We start from the raw sequence: 19,647 nt of genomic DNA on the forward strand, positions 1-19,647 counted from the left end.
GATGCATCGAGGTTTCCGCCGCCATGCGTCCTCTTTGGTCGCCGGGACAACATGTGGTAGGCTCAACATGGCCCGGTGCGGCGGGTCCTGAAAAGTTCCTGATGAGAAGGCGGGAACTTCAATCCACCGCGCCGGCGGCCGCGTCCAGGAGGGGCACGACCCATGCCGAACGAACGTGCCACGGTTGTGCAGACGCCGGCTGGCGCCGAGCTGACCTTCACGCATCTTGTCGGGCGCGACGAGATCAGCCGTTGCTTTGCCTATACGGTCGGGTTCGTCGGCCCGAACGCGGGTATCGATCCGCTGAAGATGCTGGGCGGCGTGGTTTCAGTCGAAGGCGAATCCGATCCGAAACGCTGGTTCAGCGGCCTGGTGTCCGAGTTTCGTCTGACCCGCATCGAGGACCGGCTGGCCTACTACGAAGCGGTCGTCAGGCCGTGGCTCTGGTTTCTCGGCAACACCACCGATTGCCGGATCTTTCAGAACATGACCGCCGTCGAGATCGTCGAAAAGATCTTCTCGAAATACGGTACGGCGAAATTCGAGAAGCGGCTGCAAGGGTCGTACCCCTCGCGCGAATACTGCGTGCAGTACGACGAGAGCGATCTGGATTTCGTGCAGCGCCTGCTCGAGCACGAAGGCATCTTCTATTTCTTCGAGCATGACGAGGGCAAGCACACGCTCGTTCTGTGCGATGCGATGAGCAAGCTGAAGCCGGCGCCCGGCTACGAGAAGATTCTTTACAATTTCGAGGGACAGGGTTCGCGGCGCGACGTCGAATACATCACCGAATGGATTCCGGGCAGTTCGGTGCGGCCGGGCGCCTATGCCCATACCGACTATGATTTCAAGAAGCCTGGCGCCGACCTGATGGCGAAGTCCGCCCAGCCGTTCAGCCACAAGGAAGCCTCCGGCGAGAATTATCGCCAGCCTGGGGCGCATCTCGATGTCGGGCGCGGCGACACCCTGGCCGGTATCCGGCGCGAGGAACTCCAGGCCGTGCACCAGCGCAATACCGCGGTCGGAACCGTGCGCGGCCTCCATTCCGGCTGCACATTCAAGCTGGAAAGCTTTCCGCGCGATGACCAGAACCAGGAATATCTGGTGATCAGCGCCGAATACAGGCTGTTCGATCCGGGCTACAGAACCCAGAACGAGGCCCACAGCGAGAATTACAAGATCGTGCTGGGTGTCGCGCCGACTGCCTTGCCCTATCGCCCGCCGCGCATCACGGCGCGGCCGATCATGCGCGGGCCGCAGACGGCGACGGTGGTCGGCCCTTCGGGCGAGGAGATATTCACCGACAAATATGCACGGGTGAAGGTGCAGTTCCACTGGGACCGCCTGGGCAAGAAGAATGAAAACAGTTCCTGCTTCGTGCGTGTCTCGCAGACCTGGGCCGGCAGCGGCTGGGGCTTCATCCAGATACCGCGCATCGGCCAGGAGGTGATCGTCGACTTCCTCGAAGGCGACCCCGACCTGCCGATCATCACCGGCAGGGTCTACAACGCCTCGCAGATGCCGCCCTACGGCTTGCCGGGCAACGCGACACAATCGGGCTGGAAGTCCAACTCCTCGAAAGGCGGCGGCGGTTACAACGAACTGATGTTCGAGGACAAGGCCGGCTCCGAACTGGTCAATTTCCAGGCGCAGAAGGACCACAACCTTCTGATCAAGCATGATCGCACCAAGCTCGTCCAGCACGACCAGTCCGACCGCATCGACCACGACGCCAAGCATTCCGTCGGCCACAACCTCGACGAGGACGTCGGCAACAACAAGACGGTCAAGGTCGGTGTCGACCAGACCACGAATATCGGCTCGAACGACACCGAGACGGTGGGCAAGAACCGGTCGCTGACGGTGGGGGCGAATGAGACGATCCACGTCGTGTCGAACTCGACGGAGAATATCGACGCCAATCACTCGCAGACGGTGGGGATTGTCCAGACCGTCACCGTGGGCGCTGCCCGCATCGACACGGTCGGCGCGTCCGAGACACGAAGCGTTGGCGGGCCGCAGACAAACACCATCGGCGCGACGCGGTCGGTCACCGTAGGGTCAGCGCAAAGCCACGACATCGGGGCCGCGGACAGCTGGAACATCGCGGCGGCGCAAAGCGTCAATGTCGGCGCCGATCAGAGTTTCGCTGTCGGCGGGGCACAGTCGTCTCAGATAGGCAAGGCACGAACGGCCAAGATCGGCGCCGATGACGCCACCGACGTCGGTGGCGCGCATGCTCTCAAGGTCGGCAAGGGCAGCGGCATCCAGATTGCCGAAGACAGTTCGATCAATGTTGGCAAGAATCTGGTGATCGAAGCTGGCGACTCCATCACGCTCAAATGCGGCGATGCGACGATCACGATGAAGAAGGACGGCACTATTGTCGCTGACGGGAAGGACATTACACTCAAGGGCAGCGGCAAGATCACCGTCAAGGCCGACGGCGACGTGATCGTCAAGGGAAGCACGATCAACAACAATTGAGGGCGTCATCATGAAAGTGCTGGATCGCATCGACGGCGTCGTAATCGGCCTGCTCATCGGTTTTGAAGGCGGAGCGCCGCTGGTGGTCTTCGTCGGCAATCCGCGCGAGACGGCGATTGCGGCACGCAGCCTGACCGAACTGGACGTTTCGGCGATCGGTTCGGAACTGGCGCTCCTGTTTGAGGAGGGTGATCCGACGCGACCGCTGGTCGTCGGGCGCATCGTCGATCCGGCGCACAAGGAGAGGAAACTGTCGGTTGTGCGCGAAGGCGATCGTATCGTCATCAGCGGCGAAGAACGCATAGAACTGCGCTGCGGTTTGGCGTCGATCATCCTGGAGAAGGACGGCCGCGTGACCATTCGCGGTACCCAGTTGACCAGCCAGGCGAGTGGGACCAACCGTATTCGCGGCGGGGCCGTGCATCTCAACTGAGGCATTGCCGATGCATCGCGTCGCGACGATCGCCGCCATCGTGGATCAGCACGCCGAAGATGCGGCTTTCCTCTGGCTTCGCCGTCGCCGGGAGATCGATGGCCCTATCCTCGATGAGACGGACATCGGCCGCATCGACCAGCGTCTCGAAGCCAATCTCGAAGGGCTCATGGCTGCCGGCAAAGCCGGCTGGGAAGCTGCCCAGGCCAGGTTCGCGGACTATGCCGAACCGGGTGAGCTTTTCGTGATTGCCGCACTGGCATTGCGTTGGGGTGATGCCGATCTGATTGAAGTCGCTCTCAACAGTGCCGCGACGCTGGGCGAGCATGGTTTGTCGAGCCTTTCCGCCGCGATCGCGCGCACGCCGCGTGAAAACCTGCGGCCGCTGGTGGGCAAATGGCTGGACACCCGGGATGCACTGCAGCGCTGCCTCGGCCTATCGGCGCTCTGGCACCATCGCGTGGATCCGGGACCGCGTCTTCCCGACCTGGCGAACCATTCCGACGCAAGGGTACGCAGCCGCGCTGTCAGGCTCGCCGGCGCGATCAAGCGCCGCGACGTCCTTCCGTCTGTGCTGGCCGGCCTTGACGGAGAGACGCCGAAGGAACGCTTGACGGCGGCCTTGGCCGCTTGCCTGCTTGGCGAAACGCGGTCCGCCCATCCCGTCATCGACAAGATCGTGCTGACGGAACCGGGGCTTGCGGCGGCGGCGATCGAGATCCGCCTGCTGACGAGTGCGCCGAAGGCCGGCAAGGGCTGGCTGCAGAAGCACCTGGAGCAGCCCGCGCTTCGCGGCGTGGCGACAGCGTCGGTAGGCCTGTTTGGCGATCGCGCGGTGATGCCCTGGCTGATCGAAAAAATGCGCGAGCCGGAACTTGTCGTTGCCGCCGGTGCGGCATTTCGCGACCTGTTCGAGGTTGATTTCGGCGACACTGACCTTTTTGTCGTCGACCCGGCTTTGCTCGGCAAGGAATTCGCCCATCTGGACGACGCCGCGCTGCCGGTGGCCGACAAGGTCGAGGCATGGTGGGACGGGGGGCGGGGTGGGCGCGATCATCGACCTTTCCGGTCGATGCGCCTGTTGCGGCTCAACGCGTTGCGCGCGGCACTGGCCACAGCTGACACGCCGCTTGCCGATTGGCGCGTCACCCGCCGCTTTCCAGCCTGGATGTGAGTTTCAGCGCCGGGTCATCCGGGCCATCACCGCCGCGGCGCGCAGGCCGTTCTCCGAGGCGAGTTCGCAGACGGCGGTCTTTCCGGGCGCGTAGTCATTGAGGAAACTGTCGGCAGCCAGCATCAGCGCCAGCGCCCCACCGGCAGCGCCAATGTCGCCGATGGTCATGGCGGGGAAAGCGGTGGGCAGCGTCTCGCGGCGCGTGCGGTAGAAGCGTGGCCGCGTGATCAACTGCTCCCAACCGCTGTAGCGCTCGCCATTGCTGTTGCTGATGACAAAATCGATGTCGGGCTCTGATGGGCCAGATCCGGTCACGGCATCGCGCAAGGCGCCGAGCAAGGCACGACCCTGACTGTAGCGATCGGAAAGAACGCTATCTGTTTCTTGGGCCAGGCCCACGCCGTGGATGGCGGCATGGACGGGCGCATTTCCTTCCGGGCTGCGCGTCAGCCGGACGAAGGCCGCCGCCTCGCCCGGAACAAGGCCTTGTGCGTTGTCTTCGCCTTTGAGACGCCCAGCCTGCCCCAGTCGAGCGAAATCCGTGTCGTTGACGAGACTGTCGACCCCACCGAGCAGAATCTGCTCGACGCCTTGCTGCTCCATCATTTCCAATGCGCGTTCGAGCAGGCCAATGCTTGCGGCCGCGCCGCCGTCGGTTGCCCGTGATGCCGGGTGGAATTTATGTCCGGTCGCCGACATCACCGCCGTCAAGAAGGCCGGCGGGGCAATGTCGCCATAGGCCGGGTGATTGCGAAAGCTTTCGGGGGGGGTCAGCAAAATAGCGGTCCCCTCGGATGCGATCTTGCCGCTTTGCAATGCTTCGCCGATGGCTCTTGCGGCCATGTTGACCAGCCAGACGCCATTGCTTGGACGCAAGCGCCGGTGGGAGGGAATGCGTGCGACGATCTGAGTGGCGCCAAGCGGGTCGGCTAGCACTGTCTCCTCGAAGGCGGAGAGGCTCGCGCGAATTGCTGCAATGGTCTGCCGCGCGTTCAACCCTGCCGCGGTGACCGCACCGGCGCCTGAGACATAGAGCGGCCGCTTCATGGCTGCCAGACCGGCTGATCACGCAGCGTACCGTCGCCGCCGAGGGGTGAAAGATACTCTTTGCGCTTACGTCGTGCCAAAAGCAGCGCCGGCGTGACATGGCCGAAAACAATCTCACGCAAAGCCGGGGCGTTGCGGCGCGTCACGAAGGACAGGCGTGCCTTCAGCGTTACGCGCCAAAGGTCCGGCTCGATGATCACAGTGTCCGGCGCAAAGGCGTGCACCACGACCCTGTCGTCATAAATCAACCTCACCGGTGCCGTGATCCGCGGCAGTCGGAAGCTCCAGCGTCCCGTCGGTGTGAGGCCGACGAGTGACACGTCCTCACCACCGGCAAGCCGCGGCAACTGCTGATCCGCCGGCGCGCAAAGGTGGTGTCGCGGATCGAAATCCTTTGGCGGCAACGGCCACTGCGTGTCGACCCAGTTCTGATCATAGGTGCCCGCAAAGCCGAGCCGCGGCTGCCAGCCACGGCCCAGTGCCGCAAATCCTGCCGGCCTTGGCCGGTCGGCAGGGCTCAACACCGGTTCGCCCGGATAAGTGATGTTCGGCGCCTGTGTCCTGACGGCAGGATCCGCCGAAGCGGCATGATGGAACCCGACGCCGACCGGATTGCGTGGTTCGGCTCTCCCATCCTGCGTCGTGCCGCCATAGGCGCGCTCGTAGACGATCGGCATCGTTCTGAAAGGATGCGGCGCGCTGTAGCTGCCGGCATCGTAGATACGGTCGCCGGCGACATTCAGCACTTTGCGTACATTGCCTATGCTCAGGCCCACTTGCATCTCGCGCACCGGTTTGCCGTTCGGTGCATGGGCCGTTGCGTTGACGATCACTTCCGCGGCGGGCTTCACCGGGGCGATGTCTGCCTCGTATCGGTTGGAGGACAGGCTCGGGTCGCCGAACGGAACGTCACCGAACGTGACCGGCAAGTGCTCGGCGGCCGGTCGCAATGCGCCGTTTGACTCCGGCGACTCGAAGCTGGCCGAGAGCATGGCCACAAGCACTTCCTGGCCGTCCGCATTCAACTGCACATGGGTCGCGGCAGCAAAAGGTGTGCGGTTTTCGAGCCAGACGTCAAAGGCCATGGCTCAGCTCCAGTTGCCGTTCTCGTCGAGTCCGATCGGCCAGTACGGCATGCAAGTGAGCAGGCGCACATAGTCCTTGAGGCCTTCTTCCACCAGCCAGCCCAGCATGGCGACTTGTGGTGGAACGCGGTCGCCTGGCGGAAGCGTTCGGTTCAGTTCGTCGAACGACAGCCAGTATGTGCGAAAGAACCAGACAACCTCGGACGCGGAGGCGGGGCCGGCAAGTCGCTTGTCATAGGCCAGATCAATCGCTTCCGATTTTTTATAGCCGTCCAGGACAAAGGCTTCGACGCAATCTTGCCACCACGCATCGCCAATCTCGTATGTCGTCGCAAAGTCCGCGACGTATTGGGCATAGAGGCGCTTGTGCGCGTCGGTTGCATCGGCGAGCGGTCTTTCCCGGCCTTGATCGGGAATTTCTCCATAGAGATCGGTTGGCGCACCCAGCAATTGGCGCACGGCTTTCTCGACATTGTGCACGATCTTGAAGGCCATCTCAGCAGAACTCCTCGTCGGGAGATTGACCGATGGGTACGAAAACAAGGCCCCTGACCAGTTCATAGACATCGGGTGCGACGTTGGGCAGATCATCGACCAGCAGGTCGATCGGAAGCTGGAAATCTACCTCCTCGGTCTCTCCATCCGTCCCCCAGTCGCTTTCCTTTGTCTCGCCGCCGCTGGGGGGCTCGCGGCTTTCGTTATCGAGGTTCAGAGTATCGATCTCGAGGAAGTACTTGCGAAAGACATGGAGAACCCGAGGGTGAGCAGTCGGTCCGGCCGGCCACCGGGCTTCGAAATCATTCTGTGGAACCGAACCGACAAGCTCGGACGGATCACGAACAGCGTGGGCCTTCCACCAGGCCATGACCGCTGGCAGGATCGTACGCATTTCAGCGAGGTATCGCGCCTGAATCTCCTTGTAGCGTTTATCCATCTCCATTCCCTTCTAGGAGCGCCCGGCTCTGATGCTGGCGCCAATCTTGGAGACCTTTGTGCCTTGTGTGTTGGAGTGCGCGCGACAATGCGGCCTCACCATCTCAGGCTTGCTCATGAGTTCCTTGAACGCGTCGGGCGACGGTTTGAGATGGCAGCCGCCGAGTTCCCATGCACGGTTCAGAGGCGGCTGATGATCCGGTGTCATCTTCTTTCGATCACGGTTTTTGTAGCGTTTTTTCCCACCGGAATCGGCCTTGCCGTAGTCCTCCTCGCGCATCCATTTGCCGCCTGGTGTCTTGGCCCGCTTTCCCGCACGGATCTGTTTTGCGCACTCCCAGCACTGCTTGCCGTAAACCTCGTCCTTCTGGGGTTGTTTGATGCTCGGGCGGTGCTTGTCGCTGTCGTAGGGCGTCTTGCACTTGCTCTTGCGATAATCGCTGCCAAGCGCCGCTTTCAGGATCACAAGCGCGCCGGGTGCGGTGCAGTTCGGCGGTCTGCTGGCTTCATTCTGGAGTAGCGGATCGCCATGGCGGCAGACGCCCTTGCCTTCGACTTTCACCGTGAAAGACCAGAGCGTGAAGTTGCCCTTGCCCTTGGTCTTGTGCGTTATGACCCCACCGCCTTGCGTGCCTGGCTCATTGCCGGTGCTTGTCGCGATCTCCGAAACGTCCTCCAGGCACGTTGGATTGCCGTCGGCCTTGACGCTCTTGCTGCCTTTTGTCAGATCGCTGGCGAACAGCATGTTGACATAGGGCACGGGCAGGGGGCCTGCCGGCGGCGGCGGTGGTGTCAAACAAACGTCACCCGGCGCGATGCCCTTGCCGTCACTGCCCTTGTGGAACCATCCCATCTTCTCGGCGAATACGGTGCATCCCATCGGCTTAGAATTCCACCGTTTCGGCCGGTGCCGCACGCATCGCCGGCAAGGCGTTGGCAGCGAGATCCTGGATGTCGGCGAAACTGAACTCCTTGACCTGCCAATCATCACTCCAGAACGCAATTCGTTGCGTATCACCAGCCGAGCCAGGAGGAGGTAATTCCTGCAGTTGCTCGGCCAGTCTTGTTTGCGGCCAATAGTCGCCGACACAACTCTGGATCAGCGCCACGACCGCGTCGAACCACGGATCGAGGGGCTCCGGCGGTGGGCCCAACCGCACGATGGCGAATGGATAGCGCCGGCCGACGCGATCCTCGCTCATCCGCCACACGCCGGCGCAGGGCTGGTCGCCGAAAATGCCGGCCTGGATGATGAAGCGCCATGCGCGCGAGTCCAACTCACCTTCGTCGGGCCGCGCCAGCAATTCCATCGACATCCAGCGGTCCCAGCGGTCGATGAAAATCCGCGGCAGGTTGGCGGCGACGAAATCTCCGGTCGCCGGGATCTTGCCGAAGAATCCAGTGTTCATATCTGCGGCGGACATGAGAATTTCTTGAACATCTCCAGATTGTAGGGGTTCTCGACACTGGCCGCCTTGAGTTCGAAATCGGCATACATGCCTTTCGTGCCCAGGCGCAGGCTGTAGACATCGGACAGCGACGTGCCGGCGAAACGGCCGCTGCGCAGCATCCTCAACCAGGCCCAGCTGCCGGTTTCGTTGAGCATGATTTCGGGCGAGCCGTCGATGGGCTGGAAGGCGAGCGAAATGACCCCGGTGCCGTCCTTGCCGGGCCAGGTCATCGGCTGCGGCCGCGTCGCGTTGTTGTAGTAGACCAGCGTCTGGCCATCGAGATTGAGCGTGACGCGCGTGACGTTGGGAGACAGGTCCTTCGGTTCGAGCGTGAAGCTCATCACCGGTCCAGTGCCCCCGGGAAAGAGATCGTCGCGGATATGCCTGGCCTGCTCGAACGCCGCCAGCGCCGAAGGATCGAGGCCGAAATCGGCGCGCCATTTCCACGGCTGGCTGGTGGTGTCGACATAGTTGATCAGGTGGTCGTTGATGAAACCGTCGATCAGCCCTGCCGGTCCGAACAGGCGGGCGAAGTCACGCACATTGACGTCCACCGCGCTGTCGGCGCTGAATGGATAGCGGTCGTTCAGCGCGGCCTGGCAGAACGGCAGTATGTCCGCCCGCCAGATGGCGTTGAGTTCCGAAGTGACCGCCTTCTGTGTCAAATTGCTGGTGTCACCGGCAATGCCTCCGAGCCAGGCGTTGATAGGGTCGGGCAGGATCTGTGCTTGCCTGGCGACCGCGCCGGTCAACTCGGCAAGGCCGCCCTGCTTCTTGATGGCATCCTGCGGATTGGGATTGGCGGTGACCGTCTGCAGCACATTCGACAGCGCGGTCAGCGCGACGACGGCGGCATCGAGCGCCGGCGGCTGGCCGTCGACCTCGGCAATGGTGCTCTTCAGCGGTTTGAAATGCGCGGCCACCAGACTGCCGGTCAGGTCCACCTCTGTGGCTGACCCGGCGCGGGGCAGCAGTTTCGCACCGCTCGTCGCCAGCTTGCCGAGTTTTCCCAACTTGCCGAGCAGTTTCGAAGCGCCCTTGGCTGCCGCCTTGTCGTCGGCGGGCGCCTCGTCGGAACGCGTCAGTTCGGTCTCCTGGACGATCGCCGTCAACAGCCGCTTCAGGGCTGAATCTGCACTCGAGAGATCCTTCAGGTTTTCGCTGGCGACATTGAGATCGGTCAATGGCGCAAGCCGCATGTCGCGCAGGAAGCTGTCCCATTGCGCGATGTAGTCGTCATAGTAGAGCTTCAGAATATCCTCGGACAGCGCCGAGACCGAGGTCTCGGAATTCTCCGAGCAGCCGCCGGCGAAAACCGCGCGGTCGAGCGCCGCCTGGGCGGCGACATCGTCGATGCGGTCGAGAATGGCGTCGTGGAAGCCGGCATAGGTGAAGGCTCCGGCAATGCCGACGCGGAGTGTCTTGTCGGAACGCCGCGCAAACACCTTGCCGCCATTGGGGCCGGCGAAATTGGCCGGGATCCATTCCTTGAGCCCGGCCACCTCCGGATCGGCCAGCAACTGCTTGTAGGCTCGCGCCGGCAACGAGATCGTGCACACCGTTTTCAGCGCTTCGGCGACCAGCGCCTGGTCGGGCGCGACGTAGCTTTCGTCGACCGCCATGCGGCGGATGGCGGCAAGCTGATGCTCTTCAGCATCGGCGGTCGGAAACGGTGCCGCGGCCGCGAATTCCGGCAGGCTGTTGACCCACCAGTTCTGGGCGAAATCGGGGTCCATCTGCGACAGGCCGGTCATCATGCGATAGGTCTTGAGCGCGCCGAGCATGAAATCCGGATCGCGGATCTGCCGCCACATGGTCGCCTCGAGCAGCGCCACCATGCGCGGCTCGAGAACATTGCGCAGGGCGTGGTCGTAAGTGTCGGTCTGGGCCCGCACCAGTTCGGCCGAGGCCGATGGCCCCAGGAGGTCCTGGGGGGCGCCCGGCGGTGCTGTACGAGCGTTCGCGACCGTGTCCATCGCCTCGAGCGCGCTGTCGATGGCGGGCTGCTGCACCGATGCCGGGTTTGCGGCAACGGAGGTCAGCGGCGTTTGCAGCGCTTCGAACTGGCTTGCCTGGGCCGTGATCGCGTTGCGGTTGTCGAAATAGGACCAGGTGAACAACCCGCCGGCCAGCAAGGCCGCCGCAGCACACGCGGCCGCGGCGCCGCGCCAGATCCAGGCGCGGCGGCGCTGCGCCAGCGGGTCGAACGTGCCGAGGCCTGCTTCCCGGAAGATGACCTCGGTGAGCAGGTTCTTCAGGAAGAAGCTGCGTTTCTCGACCCTTGGCGCAGGCAAGGCCCGCCGTGGCGGCAGGCCGAAGGACGACGACAGCGCCGCGGTCAACCGGTCAATCGGCGCCCCTTCCTGCGTCGCCGATGTCAGATAGAGGCCGCGCAGCCAGGCGGCCTCCTCATAGCGGCTTTCGCCGAACATCGCCTCGACCAGAACCTGGATCGGTTCGGACAGGCTGGACAGCTGGGCAGGGAACCTGAAGATCTCGGCGCGGGCGGCGAGCTTGTCCTCGTCCTCCAGGCGCGGCACCAGCCGCCGCTCCAGTTCCGTCGCCAGCGTCGAAATTTCGCGTTCGATAGTCTTGGCGTCGACACGCGCATCCAGCGCGAAGGTCGTTCCCCAGACCTGCTCGCGCGAGGCGGTCGACAGGCCGCCGAAGAACGCCTCGAAACCCTTGATCAGGTCGGCCTTGGTCAGCATCAGATAGACCGGAAGGCGGATCTCGAGCCGGTCGTTGAGCTCGGCCAGCCGCCGGCGGATCTTGCGGCCATGCGCCTTGATCGCTTCGTCACCCTCCGAAAGCACGTCGATCGACAGCGCGACGATCACGCCGTTGAGCGCGCGGCGGCCGCGATGCTTCTTCAGAAGGTCGAGGAAGCCCAGCCATTCCGCCGCGTCGACATCGGGCTGGCTCTCCTGCTGGACATAGCGTCCGGCGGTGTCGATCAGAACCGCGTTCTCGGAAAAGAACCAGTCGCAGTTGCGCGTGCCGCCAACCCCTTGCAGATCGTCGGTGAGGTCGATCGGAAAATTCAGTCCGGACTGCCGCAAGGCCGTGGTCTTGCCGGTGGCCGGCGGCCCGACGATCACGTACCAAGGCATTTCGCGCAGGAACTTGCGTCCGCCGAGCTTGCGGCGTTTCAGTTCGGCCATCACCTCGGCGAATTTGGCGCCCACGGCGGCGACGTTCTCTTCGCCAGGGCTAAGCGGCTTTTCCGCCACGGGTGCGGCGATCTCGGCGACGAACAGGCGATTGGCGCGGATCGCCCGGCGCTGGGCGACGATCAGCCAGATCAGCCACAAAATGACCAGCAGCGCGATGATGACGATGCGCACATTTTCGGAGGCGAATGGTTCGTAGGGACCGACCCTGACGATCGGACCGAACACCCAGATGACCAGGGAAAGCAGTGTGATGCCGATCAGCGTCCACAGCCAGCGCGATGTCAGGACCGCCCAGAGGAAACGCAGGATGAACATCTCACAGCCTCTTTTCGACGAGCACCTCGACGCGCCGGTTCAAGGCTCGCCCCTCGCGCGTGCTGTCGCTGGCCACTGGATCGGTAGCCGCGCGGCCCTCGGAATGAACGCGGTCCTGCGGCACGCCGTTCTGGACCAGCATGTCGGCGATCGTCTGGGCGCGCGCCTCCGACAGCCTCTGGTTGGTCGACAGCGGATTGGTCTTTTGCAGGGGAACGCCGTCCGTATGCCCGATCACCGTGATGTTCCCGATCAACTCCTGATTGGCAAGGATCACCTTGGCGATCGAAGCGATCAGCGGCTCGAAGCCGTCGGTCAGTTGTGGCCGCGACGACTGGAACAGTTCCGGGTTGGAGGCCTGGATGACCAGCTTGGCCAGCGACACGCTCTCGGTGCCGCTGAGCGCGGATTTGAGGCCAGCCGGCGCCCCGGACTGGAATTCCGGCAACAGCGCAAAATCCACTTTCTCCGGCGGCGGGGCGTCGACCTTGGGCGAGGTGCGGCTGATGTCGCCGCGTTCAGGTGGCGGCAAGGCACGAACAAGGGCTGAAAGCTCGACCGCCTGGCTGCTCAACCCCATCGACAGCCCGACATGGATGGCGGTGGCGATGACCGCCGCACCGAGTGCCATGACCCAGATCGGTACGATGAAGCGCTGCGGCTCGTCGGAGGCGATCACGCCTTTCCAATTTGGCGACAGTGGCGCGCCCTCGGCGTCGGCATCGCGCAGGAAGCGGGCCGCCGCCACGCGAACGGCGTTGAGCGATCGGTCGCCCGAGCGCCCGGGCACGCGATATTTGCCGCGGAAGCCGAGCGCCATGCAATCATACTGCAGTTCCAGCAATTCGCGGTCGCGGTTGGGATGGCGTTCCAACTCGTCGAGGCGCGTGAAGAACTGCGTGCCGGCATCGACATCGCCGCGCAGCATCACCACAAGCGGCTGCCGCGGCCAGGCGCTGGCTCCGCCCCAGGGCGTGTTCAAGGCGAGATCGTCGAGCAACGCCGCCACCACCCATGCCGCCTGATCGGCCCGCTCCAGCGAGGACCCCGCCGCCATAGCCGTGTCGCGTGCCCGAACCAGTTCTTCGAGCAATCGGGTGCGCAGCGCTTCCGGGTTCTCCGGCGCCAGCGCGCTTTCAAGCTCGGGCGCGAATTCGAGCAGGGGTGCGAATGCGTTGACGAGCCCGTTCGGATGCGTGCGAGCGCGCTTTACCGCCGCGCCCGGCAAGAGCGGCGCCATCGGCCGCGGTGCCGGCGCGCCGGTCAATCGTATGCGGGTGCGTTCGCGATCCTCCGACAGTCCGAACGGATCATCGCGGCTCATCATCTCACCTGTTCACCGAGTAGCAGTCCACCTGCGGCTCGCTCGGCAACACGCCCGAAACGCCGATGACGAAGCCGGGGGCATCGAGCAGCGACGCCCAGTGTTCGCTTTTCTGGTCGAGTTCGAGGCACAGCCGATCGCCGTCGTAAGGGATCTCGCGCGGCTGGGAATGAAGCGGTTTCAGCGGGATGCCGGGCAGACGCGATTTCCACAGGCCCTCGAACTGGTCGGCCGAACCGACGGTCGCCTGGTTGACGAAGATCTTGCGCAGCGCGTCTTCCGACAGCTCCGAACCGACCCGGATGACGATGCGGCTGGCCACCAGCAGCTTCGGATTGTCGATGCGGATTTTCCAGACATTGGTCGAATGCCGCATGACCGGCAGCGCACGCGATTTCGGCTCGATGTAGCGCAGGCTGAGGATGAGCGAGCGCAGTGCGTCCGCCAGCGCCATATAGGCGGGGCCAGGGGCCATGTGATCGTAAGCGGGCAACTCGCCCAGCCGCCGCGCGCTCGATCCGTAGGTCGCCATCGAACCGGCGAGCCCGGCAAGTTCCAGGTAAAGCTCGGCCGGATGGAATACATCCTGCGCCAGCATGTGGGCCAGCCGCGGCCGCGCCGCATTGGCGAGATGGAGCATCAGCAGGTCTTCGACGCTGCGTCCCGGTCCGCCCATCACCATCTTGCCATGCGCCTCGGCGATCTGGTCGAGGCCGGTGACGACTTCCTGAAGCAATTGCCGATACCAGGCCACCGCGCCGGTCACCAGTGTCGGCGGCAGGAAGGCCTCGTCCAGCGAGACGCCGCCATCGGCTCGAATCCCCTTGAGGTCGGCGATCGGCAAGGCCGTGTAGCCGCCGACCGACCTGCCGGGCGCAAGCAGCAACGCCTGCGGACGGGCGATTTCGATTTCTTCGGGATCTGAACCGCCCTGGACGGCGTCACGCACGGAGACGATCCGCCCATGATAGCGTGCTCCCGAGGCGGCGGCGTGCGCCGGATCGAAGCCGACCCCACCGGGCGGCTCGAGCGGCAACGCGACCAGCACCGGTCCGGCGCCCGTGTCCGGGGTGACCGGCAAGGGTCGCGGCGCATCCATCATGTCGGGGATGGAGAAAGGCGTCCCGTCGGGGAAGATGCCCCGTGCCGACAGGATCGAGATCTGGCCGGCCTCCAGCAATGCCTGGTCCAGCGTCAGCTGTTGAAAGCCGAACGTGTGCAGTTGCCCGGCCTGCAACGCGCCGCGCACCGTCGCTTCGAAGAAGCGATCCTGCTGTTGGAAATGCTGGGTCCGCAGGAAAAGGCCTTCGGACCACAGCACCCTGTTTGCATCGCTCATGCCACTACTCTCTGCATCGAGCTCCCTTTGCTTTGGCCGCTAGGCGGAAATGCCACCGCTGCCAATCGTCACATTGATCGTGAATTTCGATCCCGCCGACACCGACTTGGTCGTCCGCCAGTTCTTGCCGGTAGGCTCGCGGATCAGGGCAACGAAGCCCAGTGCCGTCGCGTCCGGCTCGACGGTGATGGTTTTCGACGCGGACTTTCCCGGCCCGACGGCGATCTGGTCGGATCCGATGAGATCACCGCCCAGCGCGGAACCGGCATCGCCTTGCAGCGCGAAGTAATCGGCGGAATTGAATTTTCCGGTGCTGCGCAGCCGCATGACGAGAACCGTCACCGGCCGGTCACCGCCGCCCGGTCCCGGGTTCATGCCGGCGCCGCCGGTCACGTTGACGGTGATCACCGAGGGTTTCGGCGGACCGCTCTGGCATGCCGCAAGCAGCCCGGTCGCGCCCAGGGCAACGATGAATTCGCGTCGGTCGATCATGTTTCACTCCTCCTCATATGCGTCCCGAAAATCGGCGCCGATTTCGCCAAGAAAGCTCTTCTCGGCACTCTCGGCGATTTCACGATGGCGTTTCTGGTAGAGCTCCCACAGCTTGGCGCCGCGCCCGCCCGAAAGCAGGGTGCCGATCGCCGAATTCGATTTCAGCTCTTCCTCGATCGCGGCCGGGTCAAAACGGTCGACCATCCGGCGCAAAGCGGCCTGCACGCCGCGCCAGGCGCGCACGTGGTGTTGCGCGAGATCGCGAACCGCGTCGGCGATAGCCGCTTCGCCGGCGAGAAATCCGGGGCTGCGCTCGGCAAGAAGCGTGACGATGGCGTCGTCGACCGTCGGCAGAAACTTGAGCGGATTGACTTCGGAAGCCCCGACCATGGTCTGGGCGACGCGCGCGTTTCCCTTCTCCTCGGCCCGCTTGCGCAGAAGCTGCATCAGGCCTTCCATCATCAGCCGGTATTCGCGCCCGAACTTCTCCATTTCCGCGATGCTGTCGCGCCCGGGAAAATCGGCTTCCTCGACGCCCATACCGCGCAGGAATGCGGCGCGAAGCGCCATGTCTCCCGGCACCGCTGCTACCGGCGGGCGGGCTGGCGTGGCAGCGGCACCTGTGCGGACTGGAGGAGGGGCGTCGGCTGCCTGCACAGGCAGATCCCAGGGATTGGCGGGTCGTTGGGCGCCGCGCTCACGCTGTCCGGCCTGGCCGACACCGTTTGTCGAACCGGCTGTGGCGGCGGGTCCGAAACCAAAATCATCATTGAAATCGGACGGCTTTCCCGGAGCGAGCTGGGCGCCGTGGCCGAGGGACGGCAAGGGGTCGAGGCTGAATGGGTCCGTCAGGCTCGCCGCGCCGCCCGGTTCGCGGTAGGGGGCGGCGTCCTTCGACACAGGCGTCGAAACCGGATCGAGGCTGAACGGGTCATCGAAAGCAGGCGAGCTGCGCTGGCTGGAGGCGGCACGCTCGAACGCGCCCGCAACCGGCTGCTCGAACGGGTTTGGCAGATCGGCCGGACGCGGCCGTCGCGGTTCTTCCTCGACCTTGGCAGAAAAGAAGTCGTCACGGCCGATGCTTATCGGCGCCCGCGATGCCGGCGGCAGGCGTTCCGGAACCGGATGGCTGGCCGCTTGTGCCTGGGCGGTTGGCGTCTGCAGGTCGACATGGACGACGTAGTCGCCAAGTCTCAGCCGCATGCCGGAGCGAAGGCGCGTCGACTTGCCGGCACCGAGCGGGCTGTCGGAGTCGTCTATGAACAGCCCGCTGCTCGACGTGTCGGTGACGAAATATCCGTCTCGCCCGCCCGTGATCTTGCAATGGGCGCGGGAAACGAACATGTCGGGATCGTTGATCTGCCAGCCCGCGTCGGCGCTGCGGCCGATCACCAGTTCGCCCTCGTCCAGCCGGGTCTGCCGTACCGCCTGGGTGCGTGGCCCTTGCTCCAGCGTCAGCAGCAGGCTCATGCCGCGACCCCCGCCATTTCCGGCCGCCATCCGACAATTGTCCGCAGCCGCAGATCGTCAGCATCGCCCCTTTCGGCGGGCCGCGCAAGCCAGACGGTCCGGCCGAGCTGGACCGTTCCGAGGCGGGGCGGCGGCACCGCTTCACGCGCCAGCACGATGCGCAAATCGACGTCGAGCGACTCCCCGACCATGTCGCGGACGGCCTGCTTGAACAGTTTGAGGCGAGAGCCTCCCGGCAGGAATGCCTTGAACTCCTCGAGGCCGAGAGGGCCGACGCGCAGCTCGATCCTGCTTTGGCGGCTGAAGACGCGCGAGCCGATCGTCGCCCCTTTGCCCAGCCCCGCATAGGCTTTTGCCAGGCGGGTCTGCAGCCCGGCCGGTATGGTTATCCAGGTGGCGATGAACTCCTTGATTTGGACCGGCACTCTGAACGCTTCCGCCAGGAACAGCGTTAGCCGTTCCGGGCCGTCGACCTGACTGGCGAGCGACGCCGCCTGACGGAGCTTGACGGTGTCGAGATCGGGATTTTGGGTGCCGGGAAGTCCGATCCCCGCCATCGCTTCGAGCATGGCGCGGACGCGGCCGCCGACCGCGCGTTCGACCTGGACCGCCGGATGCGCATCCGCCCAGGCCCGGTAGTAGAGGGCGATCATGCGGTGCTGAAGGATGTTGACGAAGTCCACGAATGTCGTGTCGCTGGTCTGCTGTGCGTCGGCGCCGGCGAACCAGCGCTGCGACAGGCGGTCGAGCACCCAGCGCGTCAGATGCAGCGGCATTGGGCCTTCGGGTCCCAACAGGCCGAGATTTGCAACCGTGACCCGCGCCGGTGCCTTTTCGCTGGCCTCGCGGAATTGCACCAGGTCGCGCGCGGAAAAGGCCAGCCGCACATGCTGGCCGAGCCTTGCCGGCTCGCGGTCGGGGCGTCCGGAATGGCCGAACAGGCCGCCCCGTTGTTCGAGACGGCGCAGCAGTTCGAAAAAGTCGAACGCTTCGGACAGAGCTTCGGCCCGGTCCGGGCCGATCTTGTCCAGATCAGGTGTCCTGTCTAGATCAGGTAGCGATTGCCGGGCGTCATCGGCCATGGCACATCCTCCTGCTTCTGCAGCAGCCGCGTGCGGGTTCGCACGAAGCCATTTATTCCGGCATGACGGGCAAACAGTCGCGCCAGCAAGGCCGAAAGCAGCAAGGTGCTTTGCCCCGCCAGCACCGACTGATCGACATGCAGCGTCACTTCCGTGCCGCGCCCGAAGCACATCGGCCCGTCGATCTGCAGCCGTTCGATCACCGAGCGCGAGTCGATGCGCACGATCGAATGAACGTTGCGGGCAAGGCTTGGATCGCCGCGGTCGGCGTAGAGATCGAGCAGTGCATGCAGCGGGTCGACGCCGCGGCCCTCCTTGGCGAGGCTCAAGAAATTGAGTGCCAGCTGCGCCACCATTCGCCAGGCGAGATCGTCGGCCCGGGATTCGCCATCGGCCCCGGCGGGCAGCGCCGCGGGGATGGCCGGCTGCGGCGGGCGCAACGCCCCGAGCAGCCGGACGGATTCGACCGGGTCGCCGGCCTCGAGCGTCAAGGTCGGATTGTCGTCGAGGATCGGCAGATCGCGGTTGGTGCAAAGCGCCATGATGTCGAGACGCTTCAACGGCCGGTTCGCGGGACTTGCGAGCGGCCGCGATACCGCCAGGAAAACGTCGTCCCCGGTGTATGACGTGCGGGTCAGGCCGTCGCGCCGCTCATCCTCCGTTGCCCGCCTTGGGCGCCGTTCCGTCGAATAGACCCAGCCGCTGCCACGGTTCTGCCCGAGGCTGAACAGCTCCGGTATCTCGGCGTCGCTGCCTTCACTGTCGGCATCCTCGACGCGCAGGACACGATAGATCTCGAAGTCGCGTGCCCGCGTGCGGTCGGCGTGCAGCACCTGCCGCGTCTTGCGCTGATCGAGCTCGACGACGTTGCACTCACGCTCGAACAGATTGATGATCGGCGTCGCGAAAATTTCGAAATCCGCCGGCGTCAGGTCGGCGAGTTCGGGCACCGGGCGGCGGAACAGGAAGATGATCTCCAGTCCGCCCTCGCATTTGCGCACCACCGGCTGCAGCCCCAGGACCCGCACATAGTGAAAGCGCTCCGGCATGATGAAGTATTCGCGCAGCAGGCGGTACCCTTCGAATGTCGGGCGAGTGCGCGGCATCAGGGCCTCGTCGTCGCTGATGCCGACCATTTCGGGTGCCGGCAGCGGCGACAGCCGGTTGGTCTTGCCTTCCGGTCGAGCGCCAACGGCAACGCAGGTACCGAAGATCGCGTCGAACAGAAGCGGCGCCTTGGTGCGTCCGGCAAAATGGAGGTCAAGCCGGTCGAGCGCCAATTCGTCGAGCTTGCCTTTTCCGGTCCGCGTCAGCGCGAGACGCAGCGCCGCCTCTCCGCCGGTGCCGCCGACCGGTCCGATGCCGGCGGCGGCCAGCGCGCTGCGATCCTGAAAATAGCTGACCGAACTGATTGCTATCGGCCACAGGGTCATGTCCTGCGCGGTGGAGAAAGTGCAGCGCGTCGACAGGCCGGGCTGAAGGCTGGAGACCAGCCGCGTGTTGCGCTTGACGAGGTGGCCGGCGGGCATGGTCTGCACCTGCTGGCCGGGTTTCAGCACGGCCATTGCCGTCGCGGGCGCCGGCGTGACCAGATCCGGATAGAGGACTTCAAGCACGCTGCGCGAAAATCGCGAGCGCTCGGCGTCGACTTTCAGCCGGGTGCGAGCGGCGAGGAAGGCGACGCCGTCCAGCAGCCGTTCGACATAGGGGTCCGGGCAGGGCACCGTATCGAGGGAAAGGTTGCGCGCCACCGCCGGATGCATGTCGGCGAATTCCGCCGCAAGGCCGCGGATGTGGGTTAGTTCCTCTTCGTAATATTCGACGAAGACCCGATCCATC

16 protein-coding genes are annotated in these 19,647 nt (G+C 64.5%); 3 read left to right on the forward strand and 13 right to left on the reverse strand.

Annotated elements, in window-relative coordinates:
* Positions 1–162: 162 nt before the first annotated feature.
* The 3 genes from AC04SF_RS00705 to AC04SF_RS00715 are packed head-to-tail and all read left to right on the forward strand — an operon-like array spanning position 163 to position 4,094.
* Complete coding sequence (locus AC04SF_RS00705; RefSeq protein WP_488476073.1) at positions 163–2,487, forward strand: type VI secretion system Vgr family protein; 2,325 nt, start codon at positions 163–165, stop codon at positions 2,485–2,487.
* A gap of 10 nt (positions 2,488–2,497) precedes the next feature.
* Complete coding sequence (locus tag AC04SF_RS00710) at positions 2,498–2,920, forward strand: DUF6484 domain-containing protein (RefSeq protein WP_432421197.1); 423 nt, start codon at positions 2,498–2,500, stop codon at positions 2,918–2,920.
* A 10-nt stretch (positions 2,921–2,930) separates the two neighbouring features.
* Positions 2,931–4,094 (forward strand): hypothetical protein, encoded by a 1,164-nt coding sequence (locus AC04SF_RS00715; RefSeq protein WP_488476074.1) that lies wholly within the window; start codon positions 2,931–2,933, stop codon positions 4,092–4,094.
* 3 nt (positions 4,095–4,097) lie between these two features.
* Here AC04SF_RS00715 and AC04SF_RS00720 read toward each other — a convergent pair whose 3' ends face one another.
* From AC04SF_RS00720 to tssF, 13 genes are read right to left on the reverse strand one after another with little or no spacing between them, the layout of a single operon-like run.
* The gene (locus tag AC04SF_RS00720) at positions 4,098–5,090 is read right to left on the reverse strand and encodes a hypothetical protein (protein ID WP_488476075.1); all 993 of its coding nucleotides are present in this window, start codon (positions 5,088–5,090) and stop codon (positions 4,098–4,100) included.
* A 47-nt stretch (positions 5,091–5,137) separates the two neighbouring features.
* Positions 5,138–6,226: a DUF2169 family type VI secretion system accessory protein gene (locus AC04SF_RS00725; RefSeq protein WP_488476076.1), complete on the reverse strand. Its 1,089-nt coding sequence runs from the start codon at positions 6,224–6,226 to the stop codon at positions 5,138–5,140.
* A gap of 3 nt (positions 6,227–6,229) precedes the next feature.
* Positions 6,230–6,721 (reverse strand): hypothetical protein, encoded by a 492-nt coding sequence (locus AC04SF_RS00730; protein WP_096455176.1) that lies wholly within the window; start codon positions 6,719–6,721, stop codon positions 6,230–6,232.
* 1 nt (position 6,722) lies between these two features.
* Positions 6,723–7,160 carry a hypothetical protein gene (locus AC04SF_RS00735; RefSeq protein WP_202351128.1) on the reverse strand — a complete coding sequence of 146 codons (438 nt, stop codon included), beginning with the start codon at positions 7,158–7,160 and terminating at the stop codon, positions 6,723–6,725.
* Between the two features lie 12 nt (positions 7,161–7,172).
* Positions 7,173–8,012 (reverse strand): DUF4150 domain-containing protein, encoded by an 840-nt coding sequence (locus AC04SF_RS00740; RefSeq protein ID WP_183456791.1) that lies wholly within the window; start codon positions 8,010–8,012, stop codon positions 7,173–7,175.
* Between the two features lie 31 nt (positions 8,013–8,043).
* Positions 8,044–8,583 (reverse strand): type VI secretion system-associated protein TagF, encoded by a 540-nt coding sequence (gene tagF, locus AC04SF_RS00745; RefSeq protein ID WP_488476077.1) that lies wholly within the window; start codon positions 8,581–8,583, stop codon positions 8,044–8,046.
* Positions 8,565–12,101 (reverse strand): type VI secretion system membrane subunit TssM, encoded by a 3,537-nt coding sequence (gene tssM, locus AC04SF_RS00750; protein ID WP_488476078.1) that lies wholly within the window; start codon positions 12,099–12,101, stop codon positions 8,565–8,567. Before tssM ends, tagF begins: the two co-directional genes overlap by 19 nt.
* Before the next feature lies 1 nt (position 12,102).
* Positions 12,103–13,425 carry a type IVB secretion system protein IcmH/DotU gene (gene icmH / locus AC04SF_RS00755; protein WP_488476079.1) on the reverse strand — a complete coding sequence of 441 codons (1,323 nt, stop codon included), beginning with the start codon at positions 13,423–13,425 and terminating at the stop codon, positions 12,103–12,105.
* 4 nt (positions 13,426–13,429) lie between these two features.
* Entirely contained in the window at positions 13,430–14,764 is a 1,335-nt protein-coding gene (gene tssK / locus AC04SF_RS00760) for a type VI secretion system baseplate subunit TssK (protein ID WP_096455186.1), read from the reverse strand.
* Between the two features lie 39 nt (positions 14,765–14,803).
* On the reverse strand, positions 14,804–15,256 hold the full coding sequence (tssJ, locus tag AC04SF_RS00765; protein ID WP_488476080.1) for a type VI secretion system lipoprotein TssJ: 453 nt from the start codon (positions 15,254–15,256) through the stop codon (positions 14,804–14,806).
* Between the two features lie 3 nt (positions 15,257–15,259).
* The gene (gene tagH, locus AC04SF_RS00770) at positions 15,260–16,726 is read right to left on the reverse strand and encodes a type VI secretion system-associated FHA domain protein TagH (protein ID WP_488476081.1); all 1,467 of its coding nucleotides are present in this window, start codon (positions 16,724–16,726) and stop codon (positions 15,260–15,262) included.
* Positions 16,723–17,808, reverse strand: coding sequence for a type VI secretion system baseplate subunit TssG (gene tssG / locus AC04SF_RS00775; RefSeq protein WP_488476082.1), 1,086 nt, complete (start codon positions 17,806–17,808; stop codon positions 16,723–16,725). Before tssG ends, tagH begins: the two co-directional genes overlap by 4 nt.
* Positions 17,772–19,646: a type VI secretion system baseplate subunit TssF gene (tssF, locus tag AC04SF_RS00780; RefSeq protein ID WP_488476083.1), complete on the reverse strand. Its 1,875-nt coding sequence runs from the start codon at positions 19,644–19,646 to the stop codon at positions 17,772–17,774. Before tssF ends, tssG begins: the two co-directional genes overlap by 37 nt.
* Position 19,647: the final 1 nt, after the last annotated feature.

Source organism: Mesorhizobium sp. CNPSo 4671, assembly GCF_057784245.1.